The organism is Variovorax boronicumulans (assembly GCF_029892485.1).
In the GTDB taxonomy this organism is placed as follows: Bacteria; Pseudomonadota; Gammaproteobacteria; order Burkholderiales; family Burkholderiaceae_C; genus Variovorax; species Variovorax boronicumulans_B.
In genome coordinates, this window is the sequence record NZ_JARXVG010000017.1 from 1 (window position 1) to 14140 (window position 14140).

Below are 14140 nucleotides of genomic sequence, written 5' to 3' on the forward strand. Positions count from 1 at the left end.
TGATCATCCTGAACGCCATCGCTCGCACCAAGTCGCCTTGGAGCAATGAGCTCGCAGGGATAGTTTGAGTTAGTCATTCAAGATGGTTGCTGTCTTCACTCCCGGAAAGTTGTCTTCATGCATGTGTGTGTGCTCGGTGCCGGCATCGTGGGCCTGGCCACCGCCTGGCAGCTCGAACGCCGGGGCCATCAGGTCACGGTGATCGACCGCGCGGCGCCCGGTGCCGGCGCGAGCGGCGGCAATGGCGCGCAGCTGAGCTACTCCTACGTGCAGCCGCTGGCCGATCCGTCGATCTGGAAGCAGTTGCCCAAGCTGCTGTTCTCGACCACCTCGCCGCTCAAGCTGCGGCCGCAACTCGACCCGCTGCAATGGCGTTGGGGCATGGCATTTCTTGCGGCCTGCAATGCCGAGACCTCGCGCGACACCACGGCCAGGCTGCTGGCGCTGGCCGCATCGAGCCGCACCGAGTTCGAGGCGATGCAGGCCGACATCGCGCCCGACTGCGACTTCTCCGCCACCGGCAAGCTGGTGCTGTACGCGAGCGCGGCATCGCTCGAAGGCGCGCTCGCGCAAGTCGAACTGCAGCGCACCCTGGGCAGCGAGCAGCGCATCGTCACGCCCGACGAATGCATCGCCATCGAGCCCGCGCTCGCGAGCTACCGCGGCCAGATGGCCGGCGCGGTCTACACGCCCAGCGAATGCGCGGCAGACTGCCTCAAGGTGTGCGCCGGGCTGATGCGTGCGCTCCAGGCACGCGGCGTGCGCTTCCTGCTCGGCACCGACGTGCACGGCTTCGCCCGCAACGGACATCAGATCGCGGCGGTGAACACGAGCCAGGGCGACATCGAGGCCGACGCCTTCGTGATGGCGCTGGGCTCGGCCTCGCACAAGCTAGGCCGGGCGCTGGGCGCCTACCTGCCGGTGTATCCGCTCAAGGGCTACAGCATCACGGTGGATGTCGATCCTGCGCCCGGCGCGGCGCCGACGGTGAGCGTGACCGACAGCGCGCGCAAGGTGGTGTTCGCGCGCATCGGCTCGCGCCTGCGTGTGGCGGGCATGGCCGAGCTGGTGGGGCACGACGCCAGCATTCCGGCGACGCGCATCGAGACGCTGGCCGCCGCGACGCGTGCGGTCTTCCCGCAGGCGAGCCGTCTCGAGGAACTGCATCCCTGGACGGGCATGCGGCCTGCCACGCCGAAGGGGTTGCCGATCATCGGACGGCTGGAGAGCGCACCGTCGAACATGCTGTTCAACACCGGGCACGGTGCGCTGGGTTTCACGCTGGCTTTCGGCTCGGCGCTGAAGATCGGGCAGGCGCTGCAGGCCGCCTGAGCGCGAGCAGCTACAGCGTTTCCTGGATCGCCTGCTGCATGCAGCGCGTGATGCCGCGCACCGCCACCGAGTCGGGCCGGCCGGTGAAGCGCAGCGCGCGCACCGGCACCGGGATGTGCGGTTCGAGCGTGAGCACGTCGACCTTCTCGCGGTCCGCCGACAGCGCGGTGCAGCCGTCGACCAGCGCCACGCCCAAGCCGTGGTGTGCCATGGCCAGCGCCGCGTGATAGGTCTGCACGGTCACCACCGCCTGCTGGAAGCCGACGCCGGCCTGCCGGCAGGCCTGGCTGAGACTCGTGCCGACGGGGTCGCGGCTATCAAGGCCGATCACCGGTCGATCGACCAGGTCGTGCAGCGCCACCGAGCCATTGCGCACCAGCGCGCGCGGCAGCATGCCCTTGGGCGCGATGCACACCATGCGGCTGTCGGCCAGCGTCTCCTGCGTGAGCGACGGGTGCACCACGGGGCTGAAAGCGAAGCCCACGTCGGCCTCCTGCAGCAGCAGCGCCGACATGATCTGCGGCGAGTGCAGCGACTCGACTGAAATCGCATAGCCAGGATGCTTTTCGCGAAAGGCCTTGAGCGCGCGCGGCAATATCTCGTAGCTGAGCGCCAGCACGCTCAGGATGCGCAACTCGCCCGTGTCGCTGCCGGCCTTGAGGTTGGAAGCCAGCCGCTGCACTTCGTCCAGCTGCGCGAACAGGCGCTCGATGTGCGGGTACAGCGTGAGCGCCTCGGTGGTCGGCGTGAGCCGCCCCTTGGCGCGCTGGAACAGCGGAAAGCCCAGTTGCAGCTCCGCATGCTGCAGGGTGCGGCTCACGGCCGGCTGCGTGATGTTGATGAGCCGCGCCGCCGCGCTCACGCTGCCGGTGAGCATGATCGCGTTGAAGACCTCGATGTGGCGCAGCCGCATGGCCGTATCAGTTGGCGCCGGTCTTGCCGCGCGAAATATCCATCACCATGCGCGTGGCGAGATACAGGCGCGGCTCGATGGAATCGAGCAGCACGTACTCGGCATCGGCCGAGTGCGCGCCGAAGCCCTGCAGGCCGAAGCGCTCGACCACGGGCGCCTTGGTCTTGAGCGAGGCGAAGGCGGCGTCGGTGCCGCCGCCGGCCGCCTTGTCGTCGGCGCCCAGCGGACGGCCGAGTTCATCCTTGTAAATGGCCTGCGCATGCTTCGCGAACGCGATCGAGGCGGCGGTGGCCTCGAGCGGCGGGCGGCGGCGCTCGAACTTGAGCTCGACCTTGGCTTCGGGAATCAGCTGCTTCTTCACGCGCTCGTTGACCTGCTGCTCGATGCGGTCGTAGTCGGCGACCTTGAGCACGCGCACGTCGGCGCCTGCGGTGGCCGATGCCGGGATCACGTTGCGGTTGCTGCCCGACTTGGAGATGGTCCAGTTCATCTTCAGGCCCGTGGCCGGGTCGGACAGGTCGCGCATCTGCAAGATCTGGTGCGAGAGTTCGTACAACGCGTTCACGCCCAGCTCCGGCGCCGAGCCCGCATGCGAAGCCTTGCCGGTGACGTTCAGCGTGACCGAGGCGATGCCCGCGGTGGCCAGCGAGAGCTTGTCGTCCTTGATGGAGGCGCCCTCGAAGGACATCACCGCATCGTGCTCGCCGCCCAGGCGCGTGAGGAGCGCGCGCGAACCGGGCGAGCTGATTTCCTCGTCGCCGTTGATCAGCACGGTGAGCGTGCCGTACTCCTTGAACTTCATCGCCTGCAGCATGGCCACCGTGTGCGTGATGACCGCCACGCCCTGCTTGTCGTCGGAGATGCCCAGCCCATAGGCCTTGTCGCCGTCGATGCGGAACGGCTGCTTGTTGAGCATGCCGATGGTGTAGACCGTGTCCATGTGCGCGATGAGCATGATCTTCTTGGTGCCCGTGCCCTTGAAGGTGGCGCGCACCACGCGGCCGATTTTCTCGGGCGTGTCTTCCATGCGGTAGGCCTCGGCGCTCGGATCGATCAGCTCGACCTCGCCGCCCAACGCCTTGAACTTCGCGGCAATGAGGTCGGAGATTTTCTCCAGGCCTTCGAGGTCGCGGCTGCCCGATTCGATGGAGACCAGTTCCTTCAGCGTGTCGAGCAGCGCGGGCTTTTCCTTGGCGGCGAGCGACGCGATGCTGGCATCGGGGGCGGCGAAGGCGGTGCCGAGGAAGGCCGCGCAGACGGCGGCGAGCAGGAATTTGCGGGGCTGGCGTGTCATGGGTCTGGTTCTTCTTTCGTCTTGTCTCTTCAGTGGGCTTTGTCCCAGTTGGGACCGATGCCGATCTCGGCGAGCAGCGGCACCTTGAGCGCCGCCACGCCGGCCATCAGGCGCGGGATTTCGATGCGCACCCATTCGACTTCGGCTTCGGGCACTTCGAACACCAGTTCGTCGTGCACCTGCATGATCATCTTCGTGGCGCGCTTCTCTTCGTCAAGCACGTTCTGTACCTTGACCATGCTGAGCTTGATGAGGTCGGCCGCCGTGCCCTGCATCGGCGCGTTGATGGCCGCGCGCTCGGCGCCGCCGCGGCGCGGGCCGTTGGGCGAGTTGATCTCGGGCAGGTACAGGCGCCGGCCGAACACGGTCTCCACATAGCCCTGCTCCTTGGCGAGCGCCTTGGTCTCGTCCATGTATGCCTTCACGCCCGGGTAGCGCGCGAAGTAGCGCTCGATGTACGAGGCCGCCGCCTTGGTCTCGATGCCCAGGTTGCGCGCGAGGCCGAAGCTGCTCATGCCGTAGATCAGCCCGAAGTTGATGACCTTCGCATAACGGCGCTGCTCGCTGGACACCTGGTCGGGCGTGGAGCCGAACACTTCGGCGGCCGTCGCGCGGTGCACGTCGATGCCTTCGGTGAATGCGCGCAACAGCGACTCGTCGCCGCTGATGTGGGCCATGATGCGCAGCTCGATCTGCGAGTAGTCGGCGCTCGCGATCACGCTTCCCGCCGGTGCCACGAAGGCCTCGCGCACGCGGCGGCCCTCGGGCGTGCGGATCGGGATGTTCTGCAGGTTCGGGTCGTTGCTGCTCAGGCGCCCCGTCACCGCCACGGCCTGCGCATAGTGCGTGTGGACGCGGCCGGTGCGTGGGTTGGCCAGCTGGCCCAGCTTGTCGGTGTAGGTGCCCTTGAGTTTGGAGAGGCCGCGGTGTTCGAGGATCTTGGCGGGGAGCGGATAGTCCTCGGCCAGTTTCTCCAGCACTTCTTCGTCGGTGCTGGGCGCGCCGCTCGGTGTTTTCTTGACCACCGGCAGGCCCAGCTTGGTGAAGAAGATCTCGCCGATCTGCTTGGGCGAACCGAGGTTGAAGGGCTGGCCCGCGATCTCGTAGGCCTCCTGCTCCAGCGCCATGATGCGCGTGCCGAGTTCGTGGCTCTGCGCGGCGAGCGTGGCGCTGTCGATCATCACGCCGTTGCGCTCGACGCGGTAGAGCGCCTCGCTCGAATCCATCTCGAGCTGGTAGACGAAGCGCAGCTTCTCGTTGGCTTCGAGCTGGGGCCACAGCGTGCGGTGCACGTCGAGCGTCTGGTCGCTGTCTTCGCACGAGTATTCGGCGGCCTTGGCGATGTCGACTTGGCTGAAGGAGATCTGGTGCGCGCCCTTGCCGCACAGGTCTTCGTAGGAGATGCCGCTGCGGCCCAGGTGGCGCTCGGCCAGGGACGCGAGGCCGTGCGGCTTGTGCACTTCGAGCACGTAGCTCTGCAGCATGGTGTCGTGCGTGTAGCCCTCGACTTCGATGCCGTGGTTGGCGAACACATGGCGGTCGTATTTGATGTGCTGGCCGAGCTTTTTCTTGTCGGCGTTCTCGAGCCAGGGCTTGAGCTTCGCAAGCACCTCGTCGATGGGCAGCTGCGCGGGCGCATCGGGGTAGTTGTGCGTGAGCGGGATGTAGGCCGCTTCGCCGGGTTCGACGCTGAAGCTCACGCCGACGATCTGCGCGACCATTTCATCGAGCGAGGTGGTCTCGGTGTCGATTGCCGCGAGCTCGGCGGCTTCGAGCCTTGCGAGCCAGGTGTCGAACTGCTCCCAGGTGGTGATGGTGTCGTACTTGAGGTTGCTCGCGGGCGCGGCGGCGTCGAGCGCGCTCAGGTCCGAAGGCTCGTCGAACAGGCCGCCCTGGTCGGTGTCGGCCTTCGCGGCCTTCTTCTTGATGTTTTCCTCGATCAACTCGGGCGGCACTTCCTGCGCCTCGAGCGTCTTCACCAGGCTCTTGAAGCCGAACTTCTCGTAGAAGGGCTTGAGTTCGCCCGTCTGCGGCGCGCCGACCGGCAGGCCTTCGAGGGACGGCAGGCCGGTGACGTGGCCGTCGAGGTCGCAGTCGGTGCGGATGGTGACGAGCCTGCGGCTCAGGGGCAGCTTGTCCAGCGCCTTACGCAGGTTTTCGCCGGCGGCGCCCTTCACTTCGGCGGCGCGTTCAACCAGCGCATCGAGCGAACCGTATTCGAGCAGCCATTTGGCTGCCGTCTTGGGGCCGACCTTCTCGACGCCGGGCACGTTGTCGACCGTATCGCCCACCAGCGTCTGGTAGTCGACCATGAGGTTCGGAGGCACGCCGAACTCGGCCGTCACGCCGGCCACATCGCGCTTCTTGCCGTTCATCGTGTCGATGATCGTGATGTGCTCGTCGACCAGTTGGCTCAGGTCCTTGTCGCCGCTGGAGACGATCACCTCGACGCCCTGCGCCGCCGCGATCTTGGCGAGCGTGCCGATCACGTCGTCGGCCTCCACGTCGGGCACGCTGAGCACCGGCCAGCCCAGGAGCTTCACCACTTCGTGGATGGGGTCGATCTGGCTGCGCAGGTCGTCGGGCATCGGCGAGCGGTTGGCCTTGTATTCGGGATACCAGTCGTCGCGAAAGGTCTTGCCGGGCGCGTCGAAGATGCAGGCCGCATAGTCGGCGCGCACCTCGCGGCGCAGCGCGGTCATCATGTTGATCATTCCGCGGATGGCGCCTGTGGCGGGGCTCTTCGGATCGCCGGGCACGGCGCGCAGGTCGGGCATGGCGTGGAAGGCCCGGTACAGATAGCTCGAGCCATCGACGAGCAGCAGCGTTTTCTTGTCGGTCATCGGGCCATTTTGCCGTGCCCTGACCGGCCTGCAGAACCACGACACCGCGCGCTGGATGCCCACACCCTGGAACCGGGGGGCACGCCTACAATCCGGGCATGCCTAGCTCCACACTCCTGATTGCCCGCCGCATCCTGCTGGCGCTGGCCTTTGCAGCCCCCTTTGCCGCTGCGCACGCGCAATCCGCGCCGGCCGCCACCCCGGCCCCGGCGGAGACGCTACAAAATCAGGAGCAGTCCGAAGGCCGCCGCAACCAGAAGGTCGAGCACATCCACACGGAAGACAGCGGCGCCTCGGTCGACGAAGTCCGCTATGGCGGCCGCACGCAGAGCATCAACGTCAAGCCGAAGTCCAACATGCCGGGCTACGAAGTGCTGCCCAACGACCCGGGCGCACGCCCCGGTGCAGGCGAGACCAACTCCACCGGCAACGGCGCGCGTGTCTGGAACGTGATGAAGTTCTGACCGTGCCTTCGCCGCTCCCGTTCACCGCATTTCCAGCTCTTCGCTGAGCACCCTCATGGCAGTTTTTACCGAAGTCGAGTTCGGCGAGGCAGACGCGCTCGTCCAGCGCCTGGGCATGGGCGCACTGCGCGACCTGCGCGGCATCGAGGGCGGCATCGAGAACACCAACTACTTCGCGACCACCGAGTCCGGCGAGTTCGTGCTCACGCTGTTCGAGCGCCTCCGCGCCGATCAGCTGCCCTACTACCTTTGCCTGATGAAGCACCTGGCAGCCGGTGGCCTGCCGGTGCCGGAGCCCGTGGCCGACCCAGCAGTGCAAGCCCCCAAGGGCCACGCGCTGACCGTTCCCGCCAATGCGCCCTGCGAGCTGCTGCATATCGTGGCAGGCAAGCCGGCGGCGCTGGTGCAGCGCCTGTCGGGCCACAGCGAACTCGCCCCGACCGCAGCGCACTGCGCCGAGCTGGGCGCGATGCTGGCGCGCATGCACATCGCCGCGCGCGACTTCCCGCGCATCCAGCCGAACCTGCGCGGCCTCGCGTGGTGGAACGAGACCGTTCCGGTGGTGCTGCCCTACATCGACGAATCGCAGGCCGCGCTGCTGCGCGCCGAACTCGCCTACCAGAACCACATCGCCGAATCGTCGGCCTACGCGGCGCTGCCGCGCGGACCGGTGCATGCCGACATGTTCCGCGACAACGTGATGTTCGCGACCGGCGGCGACGCAGGTTCGCCGCCGCGCCTGACCGGCGTGTTCGACTTCTACTTCGCCGGCACCGACACCTGGCTGTTCGACCTCTCGGTGTGCCTGAACGACTGGGCCATCGACCTGTCGACAGGCGAACACGATGCCGTGCGTGCCGAGGCCCTGCTCTCGGCCTACGAAACCGTGCGCCCGCTGAACGCCGCCGAGCGCGCCCTGCTGCCCGCGATGCTGCGCGCCGCGGCGCTGCGCTTCTGGATCTCGCGCCTGTGGGACTTCCACCTGCCGCGAGAGGCCAGCATGCTCAAGCCCCACGACCCCACGCACTTCGAGCGCGTGCTGCGCGGGCGCGCCACCCATCCGCATGCCATGGGCGAGGCCCTCGAGCCGCTCATGGCCGCATGACCCGGACCCCATGAAACTCAACCTCGTGCCGGCGCGAACCGGCGCCGTATGGGTCCGCTCCGGGCTCAAGACCTTCTGGCAGCAGCCGCTCGCCTTCATCTCGCTGTTCTTCCTGCTGATGGCGGTGATCTCGACGGTGTCGGTGCTGCCGCTCATCGGCAGCGTGATCGCGCCGGTGCTGCTGCCCTTCATGACGCTGGGGCTGATGGTGGCCACTTCGGTGGCCCACAACGACAACGCCGATGCCCTTGGCCACACCGGTCAGCTCGGTGACGCGCAGCGGCCCACGGGCTCCGCGATGTTCGTGGCGGTGTTCGGCGCCATGCGCGCCGAATGGCGCTCGCTGGTGGTGCTGGGCGTGATCTCGGCGATCTACTTCGTGTTCGCGGTGATGGTCACCGCGCTGGTCGATGGCGGGCAGCTCATGCGCGCCTACCTGCTCGACGATGCGATCACCCCCGAAGTGATGGCCAGCAGCGATTTCCAGCTCGCCCGCGTGCTCCTGATGTGCCTGAACCTGCCGCTCTCCCTGGCCATGTGGCATGCGCCGGCGCTGGTGCACTGGCACCGCGTGGAGCCGGTCAAGAGCATCTTCTTCAGCATCGTCGCGCTGTTCCGCAACTTCGGCGCCTATGCGCTGTTCGTGCTCGCATGGTTCGGCGTGTTCCTGCTGGCCGGCATTGCGATGGGCCTGGTCGCGACCGTGCTGGTGGGTGTCGGCGCGCTGGGCGCGGGCGGCGCGGCCGTGGCGGTCGGCAACATCCTGATGATCGGCACGGCGCTGGTGCTGGCGGCCATGTCGCTGAGCTCCACCTGGTTCACCTTCCGCGACAGCTTCGATCCGAACTGATCGCCGGCGGTCAGTCGGCCGCTGCCCTGTCCTTGCGCAGGCTCGCGAACAGCGACCACGCCATGCCTGCGAGCAACAGCAGGCCGACACCCAAAGCACCCCAGAGCCACCACTTGCGTGACGGGTCGTTGGGCGCCACCTCGGGAACGGGCGCGAGCGCGGCGGCTGCGACGGCGGCCTCCACCGCAGCCACGGGCAACGTGACCGAAGTGCCGTCCGCCACGACGGGTTTGTCCGCGGCGTAACCCGGTATCAGCGTCGACAACGCGAGCGGCGCACCCGGCACCGCACCTTGAACCGCGCCCTTGCCGGGCGCCGCGCTCCAGGCCAGCGAGAACGGTGCACCGCCCTGCGCGAGAAACACCAACGTGCGCGGCGTGGCGCCCACCGCAATCGTCGGCGGCGTGGCGCCGAGCACGCTCACCGGGCCGGAAGTGCGCAGCCGCAGGCGCGAATACACCGCGCCGTCGAGCGCCAGAACCGGCGAACGCGCTTCGCCGCCGGGTTGCGCGAGGCGGTACACCACCGTGTCGAGCAGCGGTGCCTCGCCGGGGCCGCTGGGCAGCGGGGTCGTTCGGCGCTGCTGGTGTCGCAGCGCGTAGAGCGGGTTGCGCGGCACGAACTGCGGCGGCGTTGCAGAAGCCGGCGCGGCATCGACCAGGCCCGACACACCGACCTGCGCCAGCGTGTTGATGTCGGCCAGGTCGATGCGCAGGCTCTGCACCGGCAGGCCGCGCGGCAGCACATAGTCGCAGTAGTCCTCGGCGCAGCGCTCCGGCTTCAGCGCGGCGGACCATTCGATCGGCGCCACCGGTTCGACCTCCTGCACGCTGTCGATTTCCACCTTGGCGAGCGGCACGCCGTGCTTCGGATCGCTCCAGCGCAGGCGCAGGAAACGCGTGCGCAGATTGCCCAGCTCGACCGCCATGCGCTCGATGGTCTGGCCGCCGTGGGCCAGGCGCACCAGCTGCTCCTCGCCACCCACCGGGCGCCATTGCCGCAGGTCGTCGCTGGCCTCCAGCCGGAAGCCGAACAGGCCGCGCGCATCGGGCGCAACCTCGAAGCGCGCCTGCAGCAGGCTGCCCTTGACCTGGCTCACGTCGATGAGCCATTGCGCTGCGTCGTTCGGCCTGGCGGCGGTCTTGCTGTCCAGCGCCAAAGAGCCGTCGGGGCGCACGGTGAAAGCCAGTGCGGTATCGCCCGACGCGGGGTTGCCGGGCAACGCGAAGATCGGCACCGCCTGCGAAGCCGTGCGCGGCGCGGCTGCTTCGTTGCGCAACCAGGCATAGGGCACCGCGTGTCCGGCGGCGTTGTGGACCCGCAGGTCGCTCAGGTCGCCATAGGCGGCGCGGCCGTAGATGGCGAGCGGCAGCGTGAGCCGGTGGTACGGCCCGGCGCCCTGCAGCGAGATGGGCGCGGAAGTGATCGGCTGCGCCTGTGCGGCGCTCGTCGCCGCCATCAGCAGCGCAAAGACAACACGAATCGAACGGCCGGTCATGCCGTACCTCCTTCAGCCGGCGCATTTTGCTTCGGCGCAGTCTCTTCTTTCTTGGGCGGCACGGGCGCGAAGTACCCCACCAGCAACAGCAATGCGCCGACGGCGATGAACGACACGATGCGGAACAGCCCGCCCCGGTCTGCCAGCTCGACGAAGAAGAGCTTCAGCACCACCACGCCGAGCAGCGCGGCACCCGCGATCCACAAGGTCCGTACCCGCCGCCCATGGCCGAGCACCATCGCGACCACGCCGCAGATCGCCCAGGTGATCGACAGCGCCGCCTGCGTGAGCCACGAGGCATAGAGCGCATCGAAGCGCCACTCCACGCCCGCGTAGTGGTGGCAGGTGCGCAGCACCATGCCGGTCAGCAGCGCGAGGCCGGTGAAGCCGACCGCGCCCTTGGCGACCATCGGCTGCACGCGCGCGGACGAACCCTGCGGCAGCGCGCGCCACCAGAGCACCAACGCGAACAGCACGAGCCATTGCGCGAGTTCTAGCGGATTGAGCAGCGGCACATACGGCAGCGGCGCCGCATTGCCCGGACTGACGGCGTTGGTGACCCACACCCATGCGAGCAGGTACACCGCCACCGGCGTTGCGGCGAACTCCAGGTAGGCGCTGCGGTACTCGCTGAGCGGCCAGCGCTGCAGCAGCACCCGAGAACGCAGCGCCCACAGCACGAGCGCCGGCACGATGGCCCAGCCCAGCAGTTGCCAGCTCGACCACTCGGCGCCGATGCGGCCGAGCTGCCACTGGCACTCGCGCGCCGCGAGCAGGAGGAAGAGCCAGAAGCCCGCGACGTGGAACGGCTTGAGCGCCGAGACGTCGAGCCAGCGCTTCTGCGCATGCAGCAGGCGCAGGTGCCACACGAGCGCCAGCGGCCAGGCGATCCAGCCGAGCGCGCTCGACGGCACGTAGAACAGCGTCGGACCGCCTGCGATGCCGTAGGCGGCGATCAGGCCGAAGCCGGGCAGCGTGGCGATCGTTGCCTGGCCGAGCTGCGACCAGTCGCGCCGGTGCGCCACGAGCGCGGACAGCACCGACGTCACCAGCACCACCGCCATGACGGCTGCGGGCACGTGGTTCGCCAACGCGTTCAGGTTCAGCGTCCGGACGCTTTCGTTCAGCATGCCGAACAGCCACCAGCCCAGGCCCCAGACCACGGGCACCCACAGCACGACCGGGTTCGCGCACCAGGCGTTGACCCAGCGCTTGCGCGCCACACCGGTGGGCTCGCCTGCGCGCGGCCGTGCTTCATCGCGCAGCCAGTCACCGGCCAGCAGCGCCGTAAGGCCCAGCACCACCGGCGTCCAGAAACCGAGATGGGCGAAGGCGGGGCGCAGCACGCGCATGTCGCCGCCCATCTCCGCCAGCACGATGAAGAAGATCGCCGAGACCGCATGCAGCACGCCCGCGAACGCCGCGAGCGGCAGGTGCGCCATGCGCAGCGCCACCCACAGCACGACGCTGGCGGTCAGCGGCCACAGCAGCGCGGCTTGGGCGAGGCTGATCTGGAACAGCATCGCCAGGTGCAGCAGGCCCACGCCCGCGATCACGCCCACCACATTGCCGACCGACCACACGGGCTGCACGCCGCGCGCCAGGGCCGCGCGGTGCGCCTGCAGCATCGACCAGGCGGCACTGCCGAGCACGCTGAGCGCGATCAGGCACGCAGCCGCGGCGCCCTGCCAGCCGCTTTCGAGCGCCTGCCTGGCATCGAGACCATCGCCCGTGCGATGCAGCGTGGCGATGAACCCCGCCACCGCCAGCGCCTGCATGCCGAAGCTCACGTAGGTGAGCGGCAGCAGCGCGAAGCGCACGGCCACCGCGAAGGTGACCGATGCGAGCACGGCCGTCGCCGCCGCGGCCCAGGGCGGCATGAACCACTGCCACAACAGCAGCGTGAGCGCGGCCATGCCGAGCCACGGCAAGGCGCTGCCGACGATGGCTTCGAGACTGTCGCCCTCGTCGAGCTTCGCGCGGCGGTGCATGGCCCACATCGCGAAGGCACTCGCCGCCACCAGCAGTGGGCCGATCACCGAACCCTGCAGCAACGGATGGCCCGCCGCCCCGTCGAGCTGCGTGGCTTCGAGCAGCTTCCACACCGCGCCTGCGAACACCAGGAACGAGAAGGCACGCGCATAGACGCGCCCTTGCCGCGCGCCCAGCCAGTACATGCCGGCCGCCTCGACCGCCCACGCCGCGCCGGTCCACTGCCCCTCGAGGCCGAGCGGAATGGCAAGCGTGCCGAAGATCACCCCGACGATCGCGTAGGCCTCCGCCAGCAGCGCAAGGCCCTTGGGCTGCGTGGCGAACACCAGCCGCCCCATCACGAGGTAGAACGCCGCGAGCGCCATTGCCGAGAAAGCGGCGCCGTAGGGCCACGGATGCATCAGCAGGTACTGCATGCCGAATGCGACCATCGGCGTGCCGAACACCAGCGAGCTGTCGACCCGGCCCGCGCGGCGCAGCGTGTCGAGCGCGCGCGTGGCCAGCGGTTGCGCGGACTGCACCGGCGCATCGAACAGCGTGCGGCGCGCAAAGAACAAGCCGATGGCCGTGAACAGCAGGAAGAACACGATGAGGAACGGCTGCACGATGCCGTACTGGTCGTCGGTGTAGTACTTGTGCGCCCAGCCGGCCGCGAGCGTGAAGGTGCCGACGAAGCCGATCAGGTTGAGCACGCGCCAGGCCTTGAACCAAGCGATCAGCACGATGCCCACGTCGAGCACCAGCAGGTAGGTGAAGAGGCCGACCGGCTGGTTGGAGCCGGTCGATGCCAGCACCGGTGCCGCGAAGCCTTCGAGCGCCGCGACGATGGCGAGCAAGGGCGCGTTCTGCAGCACCGCAAGCGCGGCGCTGAGCGCCGCCACGCCGAACAGGAATGCGAAGCCCACGCTGGCCGGCAGCAGGCCGCTGAGCTTCATGGCCGCGAGCGTCGTGAGATAGAAGACGCCGATGCCCGCGCCCTGCAATATCAGCGCATAGTCCGCGCGCTTGTGGCGCAGCAGCCAGCCCAGCACCAAGAGGCCCGCGCCCACCAGCGCGACCGCGGCGTAGCGCAGCTCGATCGGCACCGTGACGCGTTCGGCCGTGTAGCGCAGCAGGAAAGCCAGGCCGAGGAACAGGATCAGCACGCCGAGCTTGACCAGCATGTTGCCGCCGAAGATCAGGTTGGAGATCGGTGCGGGCAGTCGGTCGCGCAGCGGGATCGGTGGCGGCGGAGGCGGCGGAGGTGGACGGCGGACCAGCGGCGGCACGGCGACCGGCGCAGGGACAGCGATGGTCTCAGACGGACGTGGCGCGGCGGGTTTGTCGAAAGCGGGAACGACGGGTGCGGCCGGCGCCTCTGCGGCGGGCTCCTTGGCAACGACGACAGGTTGCGGAACCTGCATGGTCGAGATGGGGGGCCGCGTCATCTCGGCGGCGCGTGCGGTCGCCGGTTGACCCAAGGGCAATGAAGGCGATTCGGCCACTGGCGTGCTGGCCATGGAGGTGGCGAGATCGCCCACCGGCGTCGCCACCGGTGCAGCAGCCACTTCGCTCGCACCCTGCGCGAGCCGGCGTTCGAGCTGGCTGACGCGCTCCTCGAGTTCGGTCACTCGCTGCTGCAGCTTCAGCACGCCGCCTGCGGGTGCGGTCGCGGCCGGCGTGCCAGCGGCGCGGCCGTCCAGCAAGCCGCCTTCAGCCTCGGTGCGCTGCGGCGCATCCTTTTTCTTCTTGCCGAACAGCTTCGAGAACGCAAAGGCGCCGACGAGGGCGAGGACCAGCGCCACAGGCACCGATTCGAACAGCGCCCCGATGAACAGGCCGGCAATCATGCCTATGAACCACATCCCTG

At 68.6% G+C, this 14140-nt stretch carries 9 protein-coding genes; 4 read left to right on the top strand and 5 right to left on the bottom strand.

The window, feature by feature from the left end; all coding sequences use genetic code 11:
* Positions 1–117 precede the first annotated feature (117 nt).
* Positions 118–1332 carry a D-amino acid dehydrogenase gene (locus tag M2282_RS27865; RefSeq protein ID WP_280812028.1) on the top strand — a complete coding sequence of 405 codons (1215 nt, stop codon included), beginning with the start codon at positions 118–120 and terminating at the stop codon, positions 1330–1332.
* 10 nt (positions 1333–1342) lie between these two features.
* Here M2282_RS27865 and M2282_RS27870 read toward each other — a convergent pair whose 3' ends face one another.
* Genes M2282_RS27870 through polA form a run of 3 tightly spaced genes read right to left on the bottom strand, consistent with a single transcriptional unit; the run spans position 1343 to position 6382 of the window.
* Positions 1343–2245 (bottom strand): LysR family transcriptional regulator, encoded by a 903-nt coding sequence (locus M2282_RS27870; protein ID WP_280812029.1) that lies wholly within the window; start codon positions 2243–2245, stop codon positions 1343–1345.
* Between the two features lie 7 nt (positions 2246–2252).
* The gene (locus M2282_RS27875; protein ID WP_280812030.1) at positions 2253–3539 is read right to left on the bottom strand and encodes a M20/M25/M40 family metallo-hydrolase; all 1287 of its coding nucleotides are present in this window, start codon (positions 3537–3539) and stop codon (positions 2253–2255) included.
* A gap of 29 nt (positions 3540–3568) precedes the next feature.
* Positions 3569–6382 carry a DNA polymerase I gene (polA, locus tag M2282_RS27880; RefSeq protein WP_280812032.1) on the bottom strand — a complete coding sequence of 938 codons (2814 nt, stop codon included), beginning with the start codon at positions 6380–6382 and terminating at the stop codon, positions 3569–3571.
* A gap of 98 nt (positions 6383–6480) precedes the next feature.
* Between polA and M2282_RS27885 the strand changes: the two genes are divergently transcribed.
* Genes M2282_RS27885 through M2282_RS27895 form a run of 3 tightly spaced genes read left to right on the top strand, consistent with a single transcriptional unit; the run spans position 6481 to position 8801 of the window.
* Positions 6481–6846, top strand: coding sequence for a hypothetical protein (locus M2282_RS27885; RefSeq protein ID WP_280812033.1), 366 nt, complete (start codon positions 6481–6483; stop codon positions 6844–6846).
* Between the two features lie 55 nt (positions 6847–6901).
* Positions 6902–7951, top strand: a complete 1050-nt coding sequence (locus M2282_RS27890; protein ID WP_280812035.1) for a homoserine kinase — start codon at positions 6902–6904, stop codon at positions 7949–7951.
* Between the two features lie 10 nt (positions 7952–7961).
* Positions 7962–8801 (top strand): BPSS1780 family membrane protein, encoded by an 840-nt coding sequence (locus M2282_RS27895; RefSeq protein ID WP_280812036.1) that lies wholly within the window; start codon positions 7962–7964, stop codon positions 8799–8801.
* 10 nt (positions 8802–8811) lie between these two features.
* Here the strand turns inward: M2282_RS27895 and M2282_RS27900 are convergent, their stop codons facing one another.
* Positions 8812–10299 carry a DUF3999 domain-containing protein gene (locus M2282_RS27900; protein ID WP_280812037.1) on the bottom strand — a complete coding sequence of 496 codons (1488 nt, stop codon included), beginning with the start codon at positions 10297–10299 and terminating at the stop codon, positions 8812–8814.
* Complete coding sequence (locus tag M2282_RS27905; RefSeq protein WP_280812038.1) at positions 10296–14135, bottom strand: DUF2339 domain-containing protein; 3840 nt, start codon at positions 14133–14135, stop codon at positions 10296–10298. The genes M2282_RS27900 and M2282_RS27905 overlap by 4 nt, the downstream gene beginning before the upstream one ends.
* Positions 14136–14140: the final 5 nt, after the last annotated feature.